General features: G+C 53.1%; 17 protein-coding genes. 6 read left to right on the top strand and 11 right to left on the bottom strand.

Annotation, left to right across the window (positions count from 1 at the left end; translation table 11 throughout):
* Positions 1–20 precede the first annotated feature (20 nt).
* From ABIE10_RS10345 to poxB, 3 genes are read right to left on the bottom strand one after another with little or no spacing between them, the layout of a single operon-like run.
* Positions 21–1,454, bottom strand: coding sequence for an SDR family oxidoreductase (locus ABIE10_RS10345; RefSeq protein WP_016156947.1), 1,434 nt, complete (start codon positions 1,452–1,454; stop codon positions 21–23).
* A 10-nt stretch (positions 1,455–1,464) separates the two neighbouring features.
* The gene (ltaE, locus tag ABIE10_RS10340) at positions 1,465–2,466 is read right to left on the bottom strand and encodes a low-specificity L-threonine aldolase (RefSeq protein WP_016153662.1); all 1,002 of its coding nucleotides are present in this window, start codon (positions 2,464–2,466) and stop codon (positions 1,465–1,467) included.
* Positions 2,467–2,502: 36 nt separating this feature from the next.
* A complete protein-coding gene (gene poxB / locus ABIE10_RS10335) occupies positions 2,503–4,221 on the bottom strand; it encodes a ubiquinone-dependent pyruvate dehydrogenase (RefSeq protein WP_016156946.1) in 1,719 nt (572 codons plus the stop codon).
* Positions 4,222–4,373: 152 nt separating this feature from the next.
* On the opposite strand from poxB, the gene ABIE10_RS10330 reads away from it, so the two are divergent.
* Positions 4,374–4,808, top strand: coding sequence for a DoxX family protein (locus ABIE10_RS10330; RefSeq protein ID WP_016156945.1), 435 nt, complete (start codon positions 4,374–4,376; stop codon positions 4,806–4,808).
* A gap of 72 nt (positions 4,809–4,880) precedes the next feature.
* Here the strand turns inward: ABIE10_RS10330 and ABIE10_RS10325 are convergent, their stop codons facing one another.
* The 5 genes from ABIE10_RS10325 to aqpZ all read right to left on the bottom strand — a co-directional run bounded on the left by ABIE10_RS10325 (position 4,881) and on the right by aqpZ (position 11,223).
* On the bottom strand, positions 4,881–6,497 hold the full coding sequence (locus tag ABIE10_RS10325; protein ID WP_429155546.1) for an FAD-NAD(P)-binding protein: 1,617 nt from the start codon (positions 6,495–6,497) through the stop codon (positions 4,881–4,883).
* A 201-nt stretch (positions 6,498–6,698) separates the two neighbouring features.
* Positions 6,699–7,667 (bottom strand): NADH oxidoreductase, encoded by a 969-nt coding sequence (gene hcr, locus ABIE10_RS10320; protein WP_016153658.1) that lies wholly within the window; start codon positions 7,665–7,667, stop codon positions 6,699–6,701.
* 10 nt (positions 7,668–7,677) lie between these two features.
* Positions 7,678–9,330, bottom strand: coding sequence for a hydroxylamine reductase (hcp, locus tag ABIE10_RS10315; RefSeq protein WP_016153657.1), 1,653 nt, complete (start codon positions 9,328–9,330; stop codon positions 7,678–7,680).
* Positions 9,331–9,485: 155 nt separating this feature from the next.
* Positions 9,486–10,385: a lysine exporter LysO family protein gene (locus ABIE10_RS10310; protein WP_016153656.1), complete on the bottom strand. Its 900-nt coding sequence runs from the start codon at positions 10,383–10,385 to the stop codon at positions 9,486–9,488.
* Between the two features lie 142 nt (positions 10,386–10,527).
* Positions 10,528–11,223: an aquaporin Z gene (aqpZ, locus tag ABIE10_RS10305; protein ID WP_003840208.1), complete on the bottom strand. Its 696-nt coding sequence runs from the start codon at positions 11,221–11,223 to the stop codon at positions 10,528–10,530.
* A gap of 372 nt (positions 11,224–11,595) precedes the next feature.
* On the opposite strand from aqpZ, the gene ABIE10_RS10300 reads away from it, so the two are divergent.
* The gene (locus ABIE10_RS10300; RefSeq protein ID WP_016153655.1) at positions 11,596–13,254 is read left to right on the top strand and encodes an ATP-dependent endonuclease; all 1,659 of its coding nucleotides are present in this window, start codon (positions 11,596–11,598) and stop codon (positions 13,252–13,254) included.
* On the opposite strand, the gene ABIE10_RS10295 is transcribed toward ABIE10_RS10300, so the two are convergent.
* Entirely contained in the window at positions 13,251–14,201 is a 951-nt protein-coding gene (locus ABIE10_RS10295; protein WP_429155542.1) for a VirK/YbjX family protein, read from the bottom strand. The genes ABIE10_RS10300 and ABIE10_RS10295 overlap by 4 nt on opposite strands.
* A gap of 160 nt (positions 14,202–14,361) precedes the next feature.
* On the opposite strand from ABIE10_RS10295, the gene macA reads away from it, so the two are divergent.
* On the top strand, positions 14,362–15,477 hold the full coding sequence (gene macA, locus ABIE10_RS10290) for a macrolide transporter subunit MacA (protein ID WP_016156938.1): 1,116 nt from the start codon (positions 14,362–14,364) through the stop codon (positions 15,475–15,477).
* Positions 15,474–17,420 carry a macrolide ABC transporter ATP-binding protein/permease MacB gene (gene macB, locus ABIE10_RS10285; RefSeq protein WP_181221536.1) on the top strand — a complete coding sequence of 649 codons (1,947 nt, stop codon included), beginning with the start codon at positions 15,474–15,476 and terminating at the stop codon, positions 17,418–17,420. Before macA ends, macB begins: the two co-directional genes overlap by 4 nt.
* A gap of 74 nt (positions 17,421–17,494) precedes the next feature.
* Here the strand turns inward: macB and cspD are convergent, their stop codons facing one another.
* Entirely contained in the window at positions 17,495–17,719 is a 225-nt protein-coding gene (cspD, locus tag ABIE10_RS10280) for a cold shock-like protein CspD (protein ID WP_003036813.1), read from the bottom strand.
* A 323-nt stretch (positions 17,720–18,042) separates the two neighbouring features.
* Between cspD and clpS the strand changes: the two genes are divergently transcribed.
* Complete coding sequence (gene clpS / locus ABIE10_RS10275) at positions 18,043–18,363, top strand: ATP-dependent Clp protease adapter ClpS (protein ID WP_003036810.1); 321 nt, start codon at positions 18,043–18,045, stop codon at positions 18,361–18,363.
* 30 nt (positions 18,364–18,393) lie between these two features.
* Positions 18,394–20,670 (top strand): ATP-dependent Clp protease ATP-binding subunit ClpA, encoded by a 2,277-nt coding sequence (clpA, locus tag ABIE10_RS10270; protein ID WP_016153651.1) that lies wholly within the window; start codon positions 18,394–18,396, stop codon positions 20,668–20,670.
* A 259-nt stretch (positions 20,671–20,929) separates the two neighbouring features.
* Here the strand turns inward: clpA and yegQ are convergent, their stop codons facing one another.
* A complete protein-coding gene (gene yegQ, locus ABIE10_RS10265) occupies positions 20,930–22,291 on the bottom strand; it encodes a tRNA 5-hydroxyuridine modification protein YegQ (protein ID WP_429155536.1) in 1,362 nt (453 codons plus the stop codon).
* Positions 22,292–22,298 lie beyond the last annotated feature (7 nt).

The raw sequence follows: 22,298 nt of genomic DNA, 5'->3' as shown, positions 1-22,298 counted from the left end.
AAGAATACAGGCTCTTTTTATCATGAGTCTGTGATTTGTTCTGCAAGTTTAGCAATACGCTTCGCCATCCCTCTGAAAATGAACAGATGCGCCGGGATCATCAGCAGCCAATAGAAGAGGCCTGGCATGCCATGCGGATGCCACCAGGCGCGGACATCAATGCGTCGGTGGTCGCCTTTATCTTCCAACGTGAAGCTCAGACGACCCAATCCTGGCGCTTTCATCCCAAACAGCAGCGTCAGCTGTTTTTCTGGCTCAACGATGATCACTTTCCAGCTATCAACGGTATCGCCAACCTGCAACAGAGAGTGTTGCGGTCTGCCTTTCGCCAGCTTATGGCCGACCAGCAGGTCCAACGCCGCGCGCGTTTTCCATAAAATATTGCCAAAGAAATAGCCTTCTTTGCCGCCGAGGCGATTCACCACCTGCCACAGCGCCTGCCGACTGGCGGAGGTTTCAACGCTAAAGCCAGCTTGTTTAGCGAAATAGCCATATTCGGGGCGCCAGCGGGCAAATGCCTGCGCGTCGTAACCCCAGTCGCTGGAATTAACCAGCTTCTCTTCTTCTTTCAACGTGCTGCGCACCGCGTCATCAAAGGCAATCAGCTTTTGCGGGATCAGCGTGCGTAATTCGGTGTCATCGGCCAGCAGGTCGTGTTTTAACCCCTGTATCAGCGCTTTGGCCGTGGTCGGCGGCACTGACGTTATGACGTTCAAAAACCAGACCGAAATCCAGCGGGTAGGAAAGGGGACAGGGATGAGCAGGCGATGTTTACCGCTGACCGCCATAAAATGCTCGAACTGCTCCTGATAGCTCAATACCTGCGGCCCGGCGGCTTCGAGCACGCGGTGTTGGCGTGTAGGATGGTCCAACAACGCCACCAGGTAGTACATTAAATTCTCCAGCGCGATAGGCGTGGTACGCGAGCGCACCCAGCGCGGAGGGGTGAGTACCGGCAGGTTGTAGACCATGTCGCGCATCACTTCAAAGGCGGCAGAACCTGCCCCTACGATAATACCAGCGCGTAATTCGGTCATCGGCACGCCTGATTCGCGCAGGGTGTCCGCGGTTATCTGTCGCGCACGCAGATGATCGGATTGTTCATGCCGGGGAGCCTGTAATGAGCTCAGGAAAATAAGCTGTTTGACTGGCGTATCACGTAGCGCATCGCGCACGTTCATTGCTACCTGGCGCTCATGGGCGATAAAATCACCGCCTTCTCCCATGCCATGGACCAGGTAATAGACCGTATCAACGCCGGTCAGCAGCGGCGTTAGGTTATCTGGCCAATTCAAATCGACCTTATGGCAACTGACGTTGGCCAACTGCTGCTTTTCCAGCCGCTCGATGCGGCGTGCCGCAGCCAGCACCTGATGCCCTTGCTGACTGAGCGCCTGTACCAGATGCTGACCAATGTAGCCACTGGCGCCAAGAACCAAAATCCGTTGCGGCACGCCCATCTCCTTAGCGGGTTAAAAAAGCGCGCCAGTGGGCGACGACTTCAGCAAGCTGTTCACGCGATACGTCCAGATGCATCACCAGACGCACAATCGGCGAGGCGTTAATCAGCACGCCTTGCGCTTTCATGTACTCGCCCAGTGCCGCAGCGTGTTCTTCGCCAACGCGGACAAACAGCATGTTGGTGTCGTGGCGCATGACGTCCGCTCCTGCTTCGCGCAGTTGTTCCGCCATCCAGGCGGCGTTGTCATGGTCTTCTTGTAAACGCGACACGTTATTTTTCAGCGCATACAGTCCCGCCGCCGCCAGAATACCGGCCTGACGCATTCCGCCGCCGGTCATTTTACGCCAGCGAATGGCGCGCTTGATGTACTCGTGGCTGCCGACCAGCAGTGAGCCTACCGGCGTTCCTAAACCTTTGGAGAGACAAATGGTGAACGAATCGCAGTATTGCGTGACATCTTTTAACTCACAGCCATAGGCGACGATGGCGTTAAAAATACGCGCGCCGTCGACATGCAGCGCAAGATTGCGCTCACGGGTGAATTCCCAGGCCTCTTTCAGATACTCGCGTGGTAGCACTTTGCCGTTGTGGGTGTTTTCCAGGCTGAGCAAACGCGTGCGGGCAAAATGGATATCGTCCGCTTTGATTTTTGCCGCCACTTTGTCCAGCGGCAAAGAGCCATCCGGCATGGCGTCGATAGGTTGCGGTTGAATGCTGCCGAGCACCGCTGCGCCACCCGCTTCGTAGAGATAGTTATGTGCGCCCTGACCGGCGATATACTCTTCTCCGCGCTGACAATGGCTGAGGAGAGCCACCAGGTTCGCCTGAGTGCCTGTGGGTAAGAAAATTGCGGCTTCTTTGCCAGCAAGCTCGGCTGCGTATTGCTGGAGGGCATTAACGGTAGGGTCATCACCGTAGACGTCGTCCCCGACCGGGGCGGCCATCATCTCTTCGAGCATGGCGCGACTTGGCCGGGTGACGGTATCACTGCGTAAATCAATCACGGGCATTCCTTTTTAAGTGAGGTAATGCCCTCTGTTTTACCTGAGCCAGTTAGTTTTCGCCAGTTCGATCACTTCATCACCGCGCCCGCTGATGATTGCGCGCAGCATATACAGGCTAAAACCTTTAGCTTGTTCGAGTTTGATCTGCGGCGGGATCGCCAATTCTTCTTTCGCGACGACCACATCGACCAGCACCGGACCGTCAATCGACATCGCCCTTTGCAGCGCTTCATCAACCTCTGAGGATTTCTCCACGCGAATGCCCGTAATGCCGCAAGCCTCGGCAATCCGTGCGAAATTTGTATCGTGCAGTTCGGTGCCGTCGGTCAGATAACCGCCAGCTTTCATCTCCATCGCCACAAACCCCAACACGCTGTTGTTGAAGACAATAATCTTCACCGGCAGCTTCATTTGCACAACCGACAGAAAGTCGCCCATCAGCATGCTAAAACCGCCGTCACCGCACATTGCGACAACCTGACGTCCCGGTTCGGTCGCTTGCGCGCCGAGCGCCTGCGGCATGGCATTGGCCATCGACCCGTGGTTAAACGAACCGATCAGACGGCGTTTACCGTTCATTTTCAGATAACGTGCCGCCCACACCGTTGGCGTGCCAACGTCGCAGGTGAAGATGGCGTCGTCAGCGGCAAAATGGCTGATCTGCTGCGCCAGATACTGCGGATGAATGGCTTTATCGCTGGGTTTGGCTAAATCATCCAGCCCTTTACGCGCCTCACGATAGTGTTCCAGCGCTTTATCCAGGAACTGCCGATCGGTTTTTTCTTCCACCAGCGGCAGCAGGGTGCGGAGTGTGGATTTAATATCGCCTACCAGCGCCATATCAACTTTACTGTGCGCGCCAATGCTCGCCGGATTGATATCGATCTGAATAATCTTGGCGTCGGTGGGGTAGAACGGGCGATAGGGGAATTGGGTACCTAGCAGGATCAGCGTGTCGGCATTCATCATGGTATGGAAGCCGGATGAAAAGCCGATCAGCCCGGTCATGCCAACGTCGTAAGGGTTGTCGTACTCAACATGCTCTTTACCACGCAGGGCGTGCACAATCGGCGCTTTTATTTTAGCTGCAAACTCAACCAGTTCTTTATGCGCACCGGCGCAGCCACTGCCACACATCAGGGCGATATTACTGGAGTAGCGTAGCAGTTGCGCTAGTTTTCTGAGCTCTTCTTCTTCCGGAGTGACCACCGGGAGCGGCGCATGATACCAGTGAGTGCTGGCGCTTTCAGGTGCTGGCTTCAGCGCGACGTCGCCGGGTAATACCACCACGGAGACGCCGCGGTTGAGCACCGCTTTACGCATGGCAATTGCCAGCACCTGTGGGATCTGTTCAGGGCTGGAAACCAGCTCGCAATAGTGGCTACATTCGCGAAACAACTCTTGCGGGTGGGTCTCCTGAAAATAACCGCTGCCTATCTCACTGGATGGAATGTGTGCGGCAATTGCCAGTACCGGGACGTGGTTGCGGTGGCAATCAAACAGGCCGTTAATCAGGTGCAGGTTGCCTGGTCCACACGAGCCAGCGCAGACGGCCAGTTCTCCCGTCAACTGCGCTTCAGCGCCCGCGGCGAAGGCCGCAACCTCTTCATGACGGGTTGGCATCCAGTCAATCGTTCCCATACGATTCAGACTGTCACTAAGGCCATTTAGCGAGTCACCCGTCACACCCCAAATGCGTTTAACGCCAGCTTGTTCAAGTGTTTTAGCAATAAAAGCGGCAACCGTTTGTTTCATGGTTTTCCTTCTCCTTTAATGTGATACCGGTTACAAGTTTAGATGAAGATAATAGTTATGCTTATCATTACCTCTTATTTCCGGCAGGTTTCATTAAGCCTGTATTAAGCGTAGTTTGTTATTGGACATGGTGAAACAAGGAATAAATTCAAATGGTTATAAAACTACTAAATACAGTTAACCGGGTACTGACTCATGAAGATTTTGGCAAGTTTTTGTTACGTATTGCCGTGGGGGGATTAATGCTGTTTCATGGGCTGCATAAACTGTTCGCGGGTATTGATGGCATCAGTGGCATGCTGATAGCGAAAGGTTTCCCTGGCTTTATTGCGTATGGCGTTCTGCTGGGAGAGGTTGTGGCACCGTGCCTGATTATTCTTGGGATCCTGACGCGTCCGGCGGCGTTGGGGCTGGCGTTTACGATGGTGGTGGCATGGCTGATGGTCGGGATGGGTGAAACCTGGTCACTGGATAAAACCGGCGCATGGGCAATTGAAAGTCTGGTGTATTTCTTCATCGGCGCTCTGGCCGTGGCATTTTTGGGCGCGGGGCGTTTCTCCGTTGCCGGAAACTCGGCCTGGCGATAGTTTGCTATCCGAGAATCAATACAGAGGCGGGAATGCGTTAACCTATCTCCGCCTCACCATTAAATCTGGCCGTTAATCCATCTCGTCACTGTTCCACAGTTTGTGCCGACGTCTCAGTGCACGTTGCGTCAATGCCTTTGCCATCGCGGCGCCTATTTCAGCGCTAACCACCAGCCCCTGAATAAAGGGACGGTCGTGCATCAACCACGGCAGTCCGCCAAAGGCGATGCGGTTGCGGGCATTTTCCGGTGCTTGCAGCGTGTAATCTTCGCCGATATCCGGGATCTCATCGCCACAGGCCAGCAGTTGATCGCGTAGCGTTGGGAACGGAATATCTTTGCTCTGCAATGCCCGTTGTCCTCGGGCGTCAATAAATACATCAAATTCACTGCGCTGACCGTGGTGGTAAATGACCGTCATTTCCTGCTCATTTGTACGCTCATAATCTTTGCCGAGTGCGAGGATCTCAATCAGCCCGGCATCGTGCAGAGCCAGCAATCGGCGGATAGATTCAGACGGGATTGCCGCATAGTTATCAATAAAGACGCGCGCCAGTCCGTGCCTGAAACGTTTTTCGTCGCGAGCATCAAGATGAGGAACGATCTCTTCAATAACCTCATGGAGGCGCAATAAGGTATAGCGCCAGGCGACGGTATGTTGTTCCTGCTTGTTGCGTTCAACCTCCACCAGGTTACGCCTCGCCCAGTCAAAAGGGTCATGCTTGAGCCTGTCGGCAAAATAGACCTCGGGGAATGTGTCGGCGTTAAGCGTTGCAAGTGCTACCTGTTGGCACCACCCTGGGGCCGCGTCTTGCAGTTGTTGCACAATAAGCCGGAAGATGCGGTCCAGTAATCCGTTTTGGCCCTCGGCAATGGCGTCTTCAATCGCTTCTTGCGTCGCGATATTCAGCGGTTCATAGGGAAGAGGGCAGTAAAAATCCGCTTCAGGCAGCACACCGCTGCGCGACATCAGGGTCAGCTTCAGGTTTTGGCTGTCGGGTTTACGCGTGAACTGCAGTGAACGGTCGGTATTGGTGGTGAAGGTACCATGCTGACTGACCACGGCCATCGCCGCGTCGATAGCGCTTAGCGAGGTGCCCAGAATACCCACCCTGCAAGCGCTAATCTGCGCCTCCATCAGGCCGGTCCACGGACTGGGGAAAAACTTGCGTGCCTGAGCATCAGTTTCTGGCCACAGATGGCCGCTGGCGATAGCGGCGAAATCCACTTCGACGGGCTGTGACGCGTGATTGATCCACAGGGAGACCCCAGTCGGGTTTGCTTGCAGGTCGGTGACTTTACTTGATTCATATACGCGAATTGTGAACCCGGATCTTTGCGCTTTATCGACAATGGCTAAAAAACGATCGCGATAATAGTCGCCGAGGATCACGCGGGGCAAAAATTGCCGCTCATGCAACGATGTACGTTCAAGCCGAAACTGCGCCAGGTATTCATCGCTTTGATTCTGTAGCCACGTCAGATAACTGATATAAATCGGCGGGATCTCAATGCTGGCTATATTGGCCAGCATGTGGTCTGCGTTGTTGTCGCTGTTATAAGGCATGCCTACGCCAGCTTCCTCAGCTTGCTCATAAAGCTGTATCTCCAGCGGTTCACCGCGCTCAACGAGGGCATGAAACGTATAAATTCCGGTGGGACCTACGCCGACGATGGCCACTTTTTTCATGGGGATCCTTTGTAGAAAGTTCGACGTGGTAGTCGGGGTTTTGCTTAACCTGTGCCAGGTAAGTGTGGTCGATAATTCGCAGGAGGAGGACGGTATTTTGCCTGGGAGGGTGAAAAAATCGGAATTTTGCAGCGTCTGACAACATAAAAAAAGGCCACCCGATATAACCGGGTAGCCTTTTGTACATCAGATATCGGCCAATTACGCCAGCACTAAATCACCCTGCGGATGACAGGAGCAAGCCAGCACATAACCTTCAGCAATTTCTGCGTCGGTCAGCGTCATGGTGCTACTGACCGTGTAGTTACCGTCAACCACTTTGGTTTTGCAGCAGCCGCAAACGCCCGCACGGCATGCGGCGACAACCGGCACTTTATTGCTTTCCAGCGCTTCCAGCAGCGTACTGCCTACCGGCGCATAAAACTCTTTTGCCGGCTGCAGTTTGGTGAACTTCAGACCGCTGGTGGCGGCTTCAGCTACCGGGGTGAAGAACTGCTCTTTAAAGAAGCGTGTCACGCCCAGCGCGTTGACTTCTTTCTCGACCAGATCCATATACGGCGCCGGGCCGCAGGTCATCACGGTGCGCGAAGCCAGGTCCGGTACGCTTTGCAGCAGTTCGGTGGTCAGTCGGCCGGAAACAAAACCGTCAGTGGCATTGTTTTCAGCAACTAAGGTCACCGGATACTCGCGCCATTCGTCGGCAAAAATGACATCTTGTGGTGAACGGACGTTAAAGATCACCTGCACATCTGCCTGTGGGCGGTATTTTGCCAACCAGCGACGCATTGACATGATTGGCGTGACGCCACAGCCAGCGGCCAGCATCAGGAACCTGTCTTCCGCTTTATCTTCACAGGTGAATTCACCCATTGCATCGGACAGCCAGATATAGTCGCCGCGCTTCACGTCGCGGGTTAACCACTGTGAGCCTGCGCCATCGTCAATTCGGCGGATGGTCAGCGTGATGTATTCGCTAACGCCCGGCGTTGAAGAGAGGGTGTAAGCACGCAGCGTGTCCGCTGAATTACGTACGCTGACCAGTGCATACTGCCCGGCGCGGTACGGATAATAGTCGTGGCACAGCAACGAAATTGTCCATACATCCGGCGTTTCCTGATGGATGTGATGAACCTGCATCCGCCATGGGCACTGATGAGTTGGCATTGTCATTCTTTACTCCTTACGCGCTCAGCAGTTGCTTCATGTCTTCTTCAACGGTGGTCACGGAACGCAGACCGAACTTCTCGTTGAGAACTGCCAGCAGGTCCGGCGTGAAGAAGCCAGGCGCAGTCGGGCCAGTGACGATGTTTTTCACACCCAGAGACAGCAGGGTCAGCAGAATGACAATCGCTTTCTGTTCGAACCAGGAGAGCACCAGAGACAGCGGCAGATCGTTCACGCCACAGCCCAGTTTCTCAGCCAGGGTTACTGCCAGGATGATGGCAGAGTATGCATCGTTACACTGACCTGCATCGACCAGACGCGGCAGGCCTTCGATATCGCCGAACTCCAGTTTGTTGAAACGGTATTTACCGCACGCCAGAGTCAGGATCAGGCAGTCGTCCGGCACGCTGGTGGCGAAGTCGGTGAAGTAGTTACGTTCGCCACGCGCGCCATCACAACCGCCAACCAGGAAGATGTGACGCAGTTTTTCGCGGCTTACCAGGTCGATCAGGGTATCAGCCGCGCCCAGCAGAGTCTGACGGCCGAAACCAACGGTGATCAGGTGCGGAATTTCGCTGTACGGGAAGCCCGCCATCTGCTGAGCCTGAGCGATTACCGGAGCGAAGTTGTCGCCTTCGAGGTGGCTTACACCTGGCCAACCGACGATGCTACGAGTCCAGATACGGTCATCGTAGGCGCCAACGGTTGGGTCGATGATGCAGTTAGAGGTCATTACGATTGGGCCCGGGAAGCGGGCAAATTCAACCTGCTGATTCTGCCAGCCGCTGCCGTAGTTACCGATCAGGTGTTTGAACTTACGCAGTTCCGGGTAGCCGTGCGCTGGCAGCATTTCACCGTGGGTATAGACGTTAACGCCGGTACCTTCGGTCTGCTCCAGCAGGTTGTACAGATCTTTCAGGTCGTGACCGGAGATCAGGATGCACTTACCTTCGGTTGCTTTGACGTTGACCTGAGTTGGCGTCGGGTGGCCGTATTTAGTGGTTTCGCCAGCATCCAGAATGCTCATCACTTTGAAGTTCATCTGGCCGATTTCCATTGAGCACTCCAGCAGAGCGTTCATATCGGAAGGCCAGGTTCCCAGCCATGCCATGATTTTGTGGTACTGAGCGTAGATGTCGTTGTCGTACTGACCGAGAACGTGCGCGTGCTCCATGTAAGCTGCCGCACCTTTCAGGCCGTACAGGCACAGCAGACGCAGGCCGAGAATGTTCTCGCCAATGGCTGCTTTGTCTTTGTTCGGGGTAAATTCAGCGGCCTGACGTTGCAGGTCGCCCAGATCGTCGCTGACCAGTTGCAGATCGGCCATCGGGTTAGCGACCGCTGCGTTCGCGTCGATGTTCAGGCATTGCGCTTTCAGGGCGTCGCGCATGGCGATAGCTTCACGGGCATAGCCAACAATACGCGGAGAATCGAAGTTAACGTTGGTCAGCGTGGAGAAGAATGCACGCGGCGCAAAGTTATCAACCTCATGGTCGATGATGCCGTATTCACGTGCCTTAACAGCCCATGCAGACAGACCTTGTAGGGAAGCAATCAGCAGATCCTGCAAATCGGAGGTTTCAGCCGTTTTACCGCACATACCCTGCGCGTAAGAGCAGCCGTTTCCTGCCGGAGTACGGATGGTTTGTTCACATTGCACACAAAACATGGTCACACCTTTTAAAGTTATATTTAATATACATGTTTAAGGTTATGCCTGTGCGCGAAGGGATAAAAGGGATTTCTGCTACAACTTGCAGGGAGATTGATTTAGCGCAATTTTGGCGGTAGATGACTACCGCCAGAGAGGTATTTGTCCTGACTTCAGGCGGAGAAAAAAGCCATCAGCAAAGGCACTAACAGACTCAGAATAAAGCCGTGGACGATGGCTGCCGGAACCATCTCCAGACCGCCGCTGCGTTGGAGCACCGGTAAGGTGAAATCCATGGATGTCGCGCCACATAGCCCCAGCGCGGTTGAGCGGCTGCGGCCCACCATTCCAGGAATCAACATAATGGCAATCAGTTCGCGGGCCAGGTCATTAAAGAAGGCGGCGCTACCAATCACCGGCCCGAACGATTCGGTTAACAGAATACCGGACAGGGAATACCAGCCAAAACCTGATGCCATCGCCAGCGCGGTTTTCAGCGGCAGGCCGAGGATCAACGCATTGATAACCCCCGCCAGCATCGAACTGGCGACGACGACCACCGCAACAATCATCCCCCGGCGATTCAGCACAATTTGCTTTAAGGTCATACCGCTGTTGCGCAGTTGAATCCCGACCAGGAACAGTAAAAAGATTAACGTATATTCGCTGGCTTCGGTGGCGTGCTGCAGAATAGGAAGACCGGTGAGGCCGAGCAGAAAACCCACGACGACGACGCCACAAAGCTGGAGCGACTCAAGCGCCATCGCAATTCGCGAGGGTAGCTTTTCTTGCTTGTGGTTATGTCGCCAGGGCAGCGAACGCTCCAGCCAGAACAGCGCCGCGATATTACACAGCAAAATGACCGTCACGCTGACCGCAGAATAATGAAGAATGGCTAACAGGTTGCTGGCGAGATTATCCAGAAACGCCAGGCTGATACCCATAAAAAAGAGAATAAGGTAGACGATCCAGCTCAACAGGCGATTGATGAGTTTTAATGCAGCCCTGTGCCGAAGCGGAATAAGGTAGCCCACAATAAGGGGAACCAGAATGATTAACAGCCCTGAAAACATGAAAACCAGATCCTTGCTGAGAGTAAGACGAAATGCGCCAGCACACACTACTCAATGCAAAGAAGGGAGTAAAGTTGCAAATAAAAGGAAATATAGCGGGGAAAAAAAGACCTGACTTGCGCCAGGCCTTTTTTGTTATCGATTAATCGCGTTTTTCCAGCAAAGTGCGGTAAATAAGACCGCCGAGGACCCCACCGATAATCGGCATAACCCAGAAGAACCACAATTGCTGTAATGCCCAGCCGCCCTGGAAGATGGCTACAGCGGTACTACGTGCCGGGTTAACGGAGGTGTTGGTAACCGGAATACTGATCAAGTGGATCAGGGTTAACGCCAGACCAATCGCAATAGGTGCAAAACCTGCCGGAGCATGTTTATCGGTCGCACCGTGGATCACTAATAAGAAACCAGCGGTCAAAATAATTTCAATTACGACGGCAGAAAGCATTGAATAGCCGCCAGGTGAATGTTCACCAAAGCCGTTCGAGGCAAAACCACTGGCAGTTGCGTCAAAACCAGCTTTACCGCTGGCAATAAGATACAGTGCCGCTGCTGCAACAATACCGCCCACAACCTGAGCGATAACATAACCAATAACGTCTTTTGCCGGGAAGCGACCGCCCGCCCATAAACCGAAGGTCACCGCCGGGTTAAAGTGTCCGCCGGAAATATGACCTACGGCGAATGCCATGGTTAATACGGTCAAACCAAACGCCAGCGCGACACCGGCAAATCCAATACCCAACTCCGGGAATGCTGCGGCCAGAACTGCGCTACCGCACCCACCAAAGACGAGCCAAAACGTACCGAAGAATTCGGCTGCTAATTTCCTGAACATAACCACCTCAATTAAAAGTTCCGGGTTCGTGTTCCTTACCCGGTAATTCATCGCTAAAAGGGACGATGATGAAAGAGCCGGTATTTTAGAAAAAAACATCATCCCTTCGCCAGTTAAATTGATGAAAAAATTTGATTTAAGGCAATATGTTGTGATTCCTTTTTGAATATTGGATGAATGAAGCATAGTTCAATTAGCAAAACGCCGATAATTGAGTTCTGAAATAATATTCCGGGGAAAACATAAGAAGAATATTCTTATATTTTTTGATTTCTGCGACTAACCTCCTGATCATATCGGGTGTCCTGAGCGCCCGCTTGCCGTTATACTCCTGATAACTTGAAGGAAAAAGTTAGCATTTCCGGAGGCTATATGATTCTCGAACGCGTTGAGATTGTTGGATTTCGTGGTATTAACCGTCTGTCGTTGATGCTGGAGCAGAGCAACGTGCTGATTGGGGAGAACGCGTGGGGTAAGTCCAGTCTGCTGGATGCTTTAACCCTGTTGCTGTCGCCGGAAACTGATTTGTACCACTTTGACCGCGAAGATTTCTGGTTCCCGCCGGGTGATATACAAGGCCGGGAACATCATCTGCATATCATCCTGACGTTTCGTGAGTCTCAACCGGGTCGCCACCGCGTGCGCAGGTATCGTCCTCTGGAAGCCAGCTGGACGCTGTGTCAGGATGGCTATCACCGCATTTTCTATCGGCTGGAAGGTGAATGTGCGGACGACGGTAGCGTTCTGACGTTACGCAGTTTTCTGGATGGCGAGGGCCATCAGCTTCCCCTCGACGACATTAACGATCAGGCGCGGCACCTCGTGCGTTTGATGCCAGTACTGCGCCTGCGTGACGCGCGTTTTATGCGACGGATCCGTAACGGTACGGTGCCGGATTCGGCGGATGTCGAAGTGACCGCGCGGCAACTGGATTTTCTGGCACGTGAACTGGCTACCCGACCGCAAAACCTGACAGATGGGCAGATACGTCAGGGGTTATCGGCCATGGTACAGCTGTTGGAACACTATTTTTCTGAGCAGGGTTCCAGTCAGTCCCGCTATCGTCTGATGCGTCGACGTTCCAATAACGAACAACGTAGCTGGCGCTATCTGGATATTATCAACCGTATGATTGATAGACCGGGCGGACGCACGCACCGCGTGATCCTGTTGGGACTGTTTTCGACGCTGTTACAGGCCAAAGGCACGCTGAGGCTGGATAAAGACGCCCGGCCGTTACTGTTGGTAGAAGATCCTGAAACGCGTTTACATCCGATTATGCTGTCGGTTGCCTGGCACCTGCTGAATTTGCTTCCGCTGCAACGGGTGGCGACCACCAACTCAGGTGAGTTACTGTCCCTCACCCCCGTGGAACACGTTGTCCGCCTGGTGCGTGAGTCCTCCCGCGTCGCCGCCTGGCGGCTTGGGCCAGGTGGGATCAGCGCAGAAGATGGTCGGCGTATTGCCTTTCATATTCGTTTTAACCGTGCATCGTCGTTGTTTGCCCGCTGTTGGCTGCTGGTGGAAGGCGAAACGGAAACCTGGGTCATTAACGAACTGGCCCGCCAGTGTGGGCACCACTTTGATGCGGAAGGTATCAAAGTCATTGAATTTGCCCAGTCCGGCCTTAAGCCGCTGGTTAAGTTCGCCCGCCGGATGGGTATCGAGTGGCATGTGCTGGTTGATGGTGATGAAGCCGGGAAAAAGTATGCCGCTACGGTGCGGAGTTTGTTGAATAACGACAGAGAAGAAGAGCGCGATCATTTAACCATGCTTCCCGCGCTGGACATGGAACATTTTATGTATCGCCAGGGGTTCGCTGACGTATTCCACAGGGTGGCGCAAATCCCCGAAAACGTGCCCATGAATATGCGCAAAATTATCTCGAAGGCGATTCACCGGTCGTCAAAACCAGATTTAGCCATTGAGGTGGCGATGGAAGCCGGGCGGCGCGGCGTTGACGCGGTGCCAACGCTGCTGCGAAAAATGTTTTCCCGCGTGCTGTGGTTGGCACGCGGCAGAGCGGATTAGCGGCGAAACATCGACGACAGCTGCGAGTGGATGCTGTCCAGTAGCTGGTAGCGACGGCGGTATTCCGCGCGTTTTTTGCTGGCAATGTCCGCTTCGCTTTTTCGCGCCATTGTGCGTGGGATATGGTAATAGCCGTGACTGTCGCACTCACCGCCAACCGACTCCCAAAATGCGTTGTAGTCGGAAAGTATCACCTTGTTTTTATCGTGGTAACGCGGGCTGCGAAAGATATGCTGTTCATTGCTGACAGCCAGAATTTGTTTAATATTCAATTGTTCTGCAAAGCAGCAAATGGCTTCCATCACAATACGTTTAGGGAAAATCCCGTAGCATGATTTGGTCGCTTTTTGAATTTCTTCATGTGGCAGTAATCGACTGCCTCCCTGTAACCCGCCAATAAACAGTGTGCTGCTTCCTTGATAATTGCACAGCGTAAACGTCATTTCCGCTAAAGTCTCGCCAGCGCTATTGCGTACCAGAATGGTACTTTCACCTTCTTTATCCAGTGAGATAAATGAGCCCATTATTACGCTAAATATTTCGCTATTTTTGCCTTCAATTTGTGCCAGTTGTAATCCATCCGCACTTAAATAAGCTTTATATTCAGTGGCTGAAAAAGAGTTGCGGATAGCATTGTAATGAAAACGCACAGCATCCAGTTTCATTTTCCGATCAAGGTTTTGTGCGAGATAGGCGCGATGTAGGCGAACCGGCAGACGAGGCTGGCGTGCCAGTACGCTATCGAGATCAGGCCATTGCGCCAGTTCAGTCATCCATTCATGCATTAATCGTGGCATAAGCGCTGAGCGCAACAAAAACTTACGACGGAAGCTACGCTGATGCCAAAATTTTCCAGGGCGCCAATGTCCGGTCATCAGGCTACAAAAGAGGCTAAAACTTGTGGCGGGTTTTGAAGAATGAAAAGTGCTGTCAGTTAGCTGGCTCATAATAACAATCCGATTGATACTCTGGTACTAATTTCAACACAGCGGATCTTAACCATTCATCAATAACTCTGTTATTCTTGCGTTTTTCAACGGCTATTTATTTAACGTTGATGTTTACCACTCCACTCTGGTGGACGTATTGGGGGAAATTGGGACATTTATGAAGCTCAAGGGAAAAATCAAAAAGCGCTATTTTCTCTTCGCCATCATCATTATTGTGGCGATAATTGCACTTTGGCGAACGCTTAATGCGCCTTTACCTCAGTATCAAACGTTAATTGTTCGTCCGGGCGATCTGCAGCAAAGCGTACTGGCAACCGGCAAACTGGATGCGTTGCGTAAAGTTGACGTCGGGGCGCAGGTAAGCGGGCAGTTAAAAACGCTGTCGGTCGCGATTGGCGACAAAGTAAAAAAAGATCAACTGCTTGGCGTTATCGATCCTGAACAGGCGCAAAACCAGATTAAAGAGGTTGAAGCGACGCTGATGGAATTACGCGCTCAGCGTTTACAGGCTGAAGCCGAGTGGAAACTGGCGCGGGTAACGCTTTCCCGTCAGCAACAGCTGGCGAAAACCCAGGCTGTCTCGCAGCAGGATCTCGACACGGCGGCTACTCAGATGGCGGTCAAACAGGCGCAAATCGGCACAATTGATGCGCAAATTAAGCGTAATCAGGCCTCTCTCGATACGGCAAAAACCAACCTTGATTACACCCGCATCGTCGCGCCAATGGCAGGCGAAGTCACGCAAATTACTACCCTTCAGGGGCAAACCGTTATTGCTGCCCAGCAGGCGCCTAACATTCTGACATTGGCAGATATGAGCACCATGCTGGTGAAAGCGCAGGTTTCCGAGGCGGATGTGATTCACCTGCATCCCGGGCAAAAGGCCTGGTTTACCGTACTGGGCGATCCTCAGACGCGCTACGAAGGTAAGCTCAAAGATGTTCTTCCGACGCCAGAGAAAGTGAATGATGCAATTTTCTACTATGCTCGCTTCGAAGTTCCCAACCCGAAAGGGATCCTGCGTCTGGATATGACCGCGCAGGTCCATATCCAGCTCACCGATGTGAAAAATGTCCTGACGATCCCGCTGTCGGCGCTGGGCGATCCTATTGGCAACAATCGTTATAACGTCAGGCTGCTGCGTAACGGCGAAACCCGTGAACGCGAAGTGGTTATCGGCGCGCGTAATGACACTGATGTGGAGATCGTGAAAGGGCTGGAAGAGGGGGATGAAGTCATCACCGGTGAGGGCAACGCTGGAGCGCCAAAATGACGGTATTGCTTGAACTGAGCAATATCCGCCGCAGCTATCCATCAGGCGAAGGCCAGGTCGAGGTATTGAAGGACGTATCCTTGAGCATTCAGGCCGGGGAAATGGTGGCGATTGTCGGGGCGTCTGGCTCGGGGAAATCGACGCTGATGAATATTCTCGGCTGTCTGGACAAACCCACCAGCGGTACGTATCGGGTTGCCGGGCGCGATGTCTCCACGCTGGATAGCGATGCGTTAGCCCAGCTGCGTCGCGAACATTTCGGTTTTATCTTCCAGCGTTATCATTTGTTGTCGCATTTAACCGCCGCGCAAAACGTTGAGGTGCCTGCAGTCTACGCTGGTACCGAACGTAAGCAGCGCCTGGCCCGTGCGCAAGAACTCCTGCAGCGACTGGGCCTGGGCGACAGAGTTGACTATCAGCCTTCCCAGCTTTCCGGTGGTCAGCAGCAGCGGGTCAGTATTGCGCGTGCGCTGATGAACGGGGGACAGGTCATCCTCGCCGACGAACCCACCGGCGCGCTGGACAGCCATTCAGGCGAAGAGGTGATGGCGATTTTGCATCAGCTGCGCGATCGCGGGCATACGGTGATTATCGTCACTCACGACAGCCAGGTCGCCGCACAGGCCGAACGCGTCATTGAAATTCGTGACGGCGAGATTGTGCGCAATCCGCCGTCGCACAAACCCTCTACCGGGCGCGATATCGCGGAGCCGACGGTGAAAACGGCGTCCGGTTGGGGGCAGTTTGCCAGCGGTTTTCGCGAAGCGCTCACTATGGCCTGGCTGGCAATGGCTGCGAATAAAATGCGAACGCTACTGACCATGCTTGGGATCATCATCGGTATTGCTTCAGTGGTGTCGATTGTGGTGGTAGGCGATGCGGCTAAACAGCTGGTGCTGGCAGATATTCGCGCTATCGGCACCAATACCATCGATATCTATCCTGGCAAAGATTTCGGCGACGACGACCCACAATATCAACAGGCGCTGAAGTATGACGATTTAACGGCGTTACAGAAGCAGCCCTGGGTCAGTTCGGTGACGCCTGCGGTGTCGAAAAACCTGCGGCTACGCTATGGCAATATCGACGTGGCCGCCAGTGCTAATGGCGTTAGCGGCGACTATTTCAACGTCTATGGCATGACGTTTAGCGAAGGGACCACTTTTAACGCTGAACAACTGGCGGGGCGCGCTCAGGTGGTGGTGCTCGACAGCAATACCCGTCGTCAATTGTTCCCCAACAAAGCGAAAGTTGTCGGCGAAGTCGTGCTGGTGGGGAATATGCCTGCCACGGTGATTGGTGTTGCAGAAGAGAAACAGTCGATGTTTGGCAGTAGCAAGATCCTGCGGGTCTGGCTGCCTTACAGCACCATGTCCGGGCGAATTATGGGGCAGTCGTGGTTGAACTCGATCACCGTGCGGGTGAAAGACGGTTTTGATAGTGCCCAGGCCGAGCAGCAGCTCACCCGACTACTGACGTTACGCCACGGTAAGAAGGATTTCTTCACCTGGAATATGGACGGTGTCTTGAAAACCGCCGAAAAGACCACACGTACATTACAACTCTTCCTGACGCTGGTGGCCGTGATTTCGCTGGTGGTCGGTGGAATTGGTGTGATGAATATTATGCTGGTTTCGGTAACCGAACGAACGCGCGAGATTGGTATTCGTATGGCGGTTGGCGCCCGCGCCAGTGACGTACTGCAGCAGTTCTTAATTGAAGCGGTGCTGGTGTGTCTGGTTGGCGGCGCGTTGGGCATTAGCTTGTCGATGCTGATCGCCTTTACGCTTCAGCTATTCCTGCCTGGCTGGGAAATAGGTTTCTCACCCGTAGCCTTATTGACGGCGTTTCTGTGTTCGACAGCGACCGGGATTTTGTTTGGCTGGCTACCGGCGCGAAATGCGGCGCGGCTGGATCCGGTAGATGCTCTGGCGCGGGAATAATACCATCGAGATAAAAATGCCAGCCGCAAAGGCTGGCATTTTGACTGCGGGATGTACACAATGAAACAGAAGAGCTATGCGACAGCTTCTGCTTCAATGACAGGCACGATGACACTGGCATGATTGCCTTTTGGCCCCTGGTGGACATCAAACTGGACAGACTGCCCGGCTTTTAGCGTTCTGTAACCATCCATCTGAATGGTGGAGTAATGGGCGAAAATATCTTCGCCGCCGCCTTCGGGGCAGATGAAACCAAACCCTTTGGCGTTGTTGAACCACTTAACAGTACCCGTTTCCATGCTTCGACATCCTTCGTAAATCTTATATAAGTAAGATGGAATGAACCGGTGGCGGAGTGGGGGCTGTTCAAAACCTCGCCAACTCTCGAAACTACAATTTAGAGAAATCAGGCGAGGCGTCAAGCGCCAGGCTGACGGAATAGGGTAAAAATGCATCAAAATTTGAAGCAGTTAACGCTATTGTCGGTTATGTGACAGATGTCGCGGATGGCACTAATAGATGATAGTTATCTAATACTTGAGGTAGATTGATTGTGCGCATAGGCTGCTTGTCAGCGGCAAGATTTTCTGCCGGAAACCGTAACTGAAGATGACGACTGACAATGGGTAAGACTAACGACTGGCTGGATTTCGATCTGCTGGCGGAAGATAAATTGCGCGACGCGCTAAAACCGCCATCTATGTATAAAGTGATATTAGTCAATGATGATTACACTCCGATGGAGTTTGTTATTGACGTGTTACAAAAATTCTTTTCTTATGATGTAGAACGTGCAACGCAACTGATGCTTGCCGTTCACTATCAAGGTAAAGCGATTTGCGGCGTATTCACTGCCGAAGTGGCTGAAACCAAAGTTGCGATGGTGAACAAGTATGCGAGGGAGAACGAGCATCCGTTGCTGTGTACGCTAGAAAAAGCCTAAATGCAGGCATAAATATTGGGGGAGGTGCCTATGCTCAATCAAGAACTGGAGCTCAGTTTAAACATGGCTTTCGCCAGAGCGCGCGAGCACCGACATGAGTTTATGACCGTCGAGCACTTGCTACTGGCATTGCTCAGTAACCCATCGGCCCGCGAAGCGCTGGAAGCGTGTTCTGTGGATCTGGTGGCGCTGCGTCAGGAACTCGAAGCCTTCATTGAACAAACCACACCCGTATTGCCTGCCAGTGAAGAAGAGCGCGACACGCAGCCAACGTTGAGTTTTCAGCGTGTGTTGCAACGCGCGGTCTTTCATGTTCAGTCCTCCGGGCGCAATGAAGTTACCGGTGCTAATGTGCTGGTCGCCATCTTCAGCGAGCAGGAATCTCAGGCGGCTTATCTGCTGCGTAAGCATGAAGTGAGTCGCCTTGATGTGGTGAATTTTATTTCTCATGGCACGCGCAAAGACGAACCAAGTCAGTCCTCTGACTCTGGTAATCAGCCGAATAACGAAGAGCAAGCTGGCGGGGAGGACCGTATGGAGAACTTCACGACTAACCTTAACCAGCTTGCCCGTGTGGGCGGAATTGATCCGCTCATTGGCCGGGACAAAGAGCTGGAGCGCGCCATTCAGGTACTGTGCCGTCGTCGAAAAAACAACCCGCTGCTGGTGGGTGAGTCTGGCGTCGGTAAAACCGCTATTGCGGAAGGCCTCGCCTGGCGTATCGTCCAGGGCGACGTGCCGGAAGTGATGGCTGATTGTACCCTTTACTCTCTGGATATCGGCTCGCTGCTGGCGGGTACCAAATACCGTGGCGATTTTGAAAAACGCTTTAAGGCGCTGCTGAAACAACTGGAACAGGATACTAATAGCATTCTGTTTATCGATGAGATCCACACCATTATCGGCGCGGGTGCGGCATCGGGCGGCCAGGTGGATGCAGCTAACCTGATCAAACCGTTGCTCTCCAGCGGTAAAATCCGTGTGATAGGCTCCACAACCTATCAGGAATTCAGCAATATCTTTGAAAAGGACCGCGCGCTAGCACGCCGTTTCCAGAAAATCGATATCACTGAGCCGTCGGTTGAAGAGACCGTGCAGATCATCAACGGTCTGAAGCCGAAATACGAAGCGCACCATGACGTTCGCTACACCGCCAAAGCGGTGCGTGCAGCGGTCGAACTGGCGGTGAAATACATTAACGATCGTCATCTGCCGGACAAAGCGATTGACGTGATCGATGAGGCGGGCGCGCGGGCGCGTCTGATGCCGGTCAGCAAGCGCAAGAAAACCGTCAACGTGGCGGATATCGAGTCCGTCGTGGCCCGCATTGCGCGGATCCCGGAGAAGAGCGTTTCGCAGAGCGATCGCGATACGCTGAAAAACTTGGGCAACCGTCTGAAAATGCTGGTATTCGGACAGGATAAAGCCATTGAGGCGCTGACTGAAGCGATCAAAATGAGCCGTGCTGGTCTGGGACACGAGCATAAACCTGTCGGTTCGTTCCTGTTTGCCGGACCGACTGGCGTTGGTAAGACCGAAGTCACGGTGCAGTTGTCCAAAGCGCTGGGTATTGAGCTGCTGCGGTTTGATATGTCCGAGTATATGGAACGTCACACCGTCAGCCGCCTGATTGGTGCGCCTCCGGGATATGTCGGTTTCGACCAGGGTGGTTTGCTGACGGATGCTGTCATTAAACATCCGCATGCGGTACTGCTGCTGGATGAAATCGAAAAAGCGCATCCGGATGTCTTTAACCTGCTGCTGCAGGTGATGGATAACGGTACGCTGACCGACAATAACGGGCGTAAAGCGGATTTCCGCAACGTGGTGCTGGTCATGACTACTAACGCCGGCGTGCGTGAAACCGAGCGTAAATCGATTGGGCTGATTCATCAGGACAACAGTACTGATGCGATGGGCGAAATCAAAAAAGTGTTTACGCCGGAATTCCGTAACCGTCTCGACAACATTATCTGGTTCGATCATCTCTCTACTGAGGTGATTCATCAGGTTGTTGATAAGTTTATCGTCGAACTTCAGGTTCAGTTGGATCAGAAAGGTGTCTCTCTGGAAGTGAGTCAGGAAGCCCGCGACTGGCTGGCTGAGAAGGGCTATGACCGCGCAATGGGTGCACGCCCGATGACGCGCGTTGTCCAGGATAACCTGAAAAAACCATTGGCTAACGAACTGCTGTTCGGCTCGCTTGTGGATGGCGGTCAGGTGACCGTTGCGCTGGATAAAGAGAAAAATGAGCTGACCTATGGTTTCCAGAGTGCGCAAAAGCACAAGCCAGAAGCAGCGCATTAATATCTAACCACCTAATGAACCGGGCGTAATGCCCGGTTTTTTTTCGCCTGAAAGTCGTGATTTGAATAGGGGGGGGTAAACGGCAGGCAAAAAATAAGCCTGCGTAAGGGAGATTACGCAGGCTAAGGAGGTGGTTCCTGGTACAGCTAGCATTTATGGGTTATGTTTTTCAGCGGATGGGATAATACCCTTAATGAACGAAGCGGTATGTGATCGATTTCTAAGAATCTTCCGAACGCTGAAAAATAACCGTAATTAACTACTTAGCATGTGGGTTGCGCGTGGACTCACCGGCAAAATTACGCATCAACAATGCATAATTCAGATCGATATCCTCCGGGACAGGCATCCACACGGTGTAACCATCGCCCGGCGCAACCGGCATCGCTTCGCCTTTCGCGTTTTCCATCTGTTCGAGGGTAAAGTTGATGTTGCCCTGTGGGGTCATCAGCTCCAGGCTGTCGCCGACGGTGAATTTATTTTTCACCAGCACAGCCGCCAGTTCACCTTTACGTTCGCCAGTGAATTCGCCGACAAACTGCTGACGCTCGGAAACAGAGAAGCCGTATTCGTAGTTCTGATAGTCGTCATGTGTATGGCGGCGCAGGAACCCCTCGGTGTAACCGCGATGCGCCAGACCTTCCAGCGTTTCCAGCAGTTGCGGGTCGAATGGTTTCCCGGCAACGGCATCATCAATGGCCTTGCGATAAACCTGCGCGGTACGTGCACAGTAATAGTATGATTTAGTACGGCCTTCAATTTTCAGCGAATGCACGCCCATCTGAGTCAGGCGCTCAACGTGGGCAATGGCACGCAAATCCTTCGAGTTCATGATGTAAGTGCCGTGTTCGTCTTCAAACGCGGTCATGTACTCACCCGGACGCTGGGCTTCTTCGATCATAAAGACTTTGTCAGTCGGCGCGCCAATACCCAGCGTCGGCTCAACATTTTGTACCGGGATAGGCTCGTACTTATGCACGATATTGCCCACCACGTCTTCTTTGCCTTCCTGCACGTTGTATTCCCAGCGGCAGGCATTGGTACAGGTACCCTGATTTGGGTCACGCTTGTTGATGTAGCCAGAGAGCAGGCAGCGGCCGGAGTAAGCCATGCACAGCGCGCCGTGAACAAAGATCTCAATTTCCATATCCGGCACCTGGGTGCGGATCTCTTCAATTTCTTCCAACGACAGTTCGCGGGACAGGATCACACGGGTCAATCCCATCTGCTTCCAGAATTTCACCGTCGCCCAGTTTACGGCGTTAGCCTGTACTGAAAGGTGAATGTCCATGTCAGGGAAGTTTTCGCGCACCAGCATAATCAGACCGGGGTCGGACATGATCAGTGCATCCGGTCCCATTTCCACCACCGGTTTCAGGTCACGAATGAAGGTCTTCAGCTTGGCGTTATGCGGGGCAATATTAACCACCACATAGAATTTTTTACCCAGTTCATGGGCTTCATTAATGCCTAGCTGCAGGTTTTCGTGATTGAATTCGTTGTTGCGTACGCGCAGTGAGTAACGCGGTTGGCCCGCATATACAGCGTCTGCGCCATAGGCGAAAGCGTAACGCATGTTTTTCAGCGTTCCCGCCGGGGAAAGGAGTTCCGGTTTAAACATAATTTTC

The organism is Citrobacter sp. 506, assembly GCF_050434985.1.
Taxonomy (GTDB): domain Bacteria; phylum Pseudomonadota; class Gammaproteobacteria; order Enterobacterales; family Enterobacteriaceae; genus Citrobacter; species Citrobacter braakii.
Note: the sequence above shows the minus strand (reverse complement) of the source record. Positions and strands in the feature narration are given on the sequence as shown.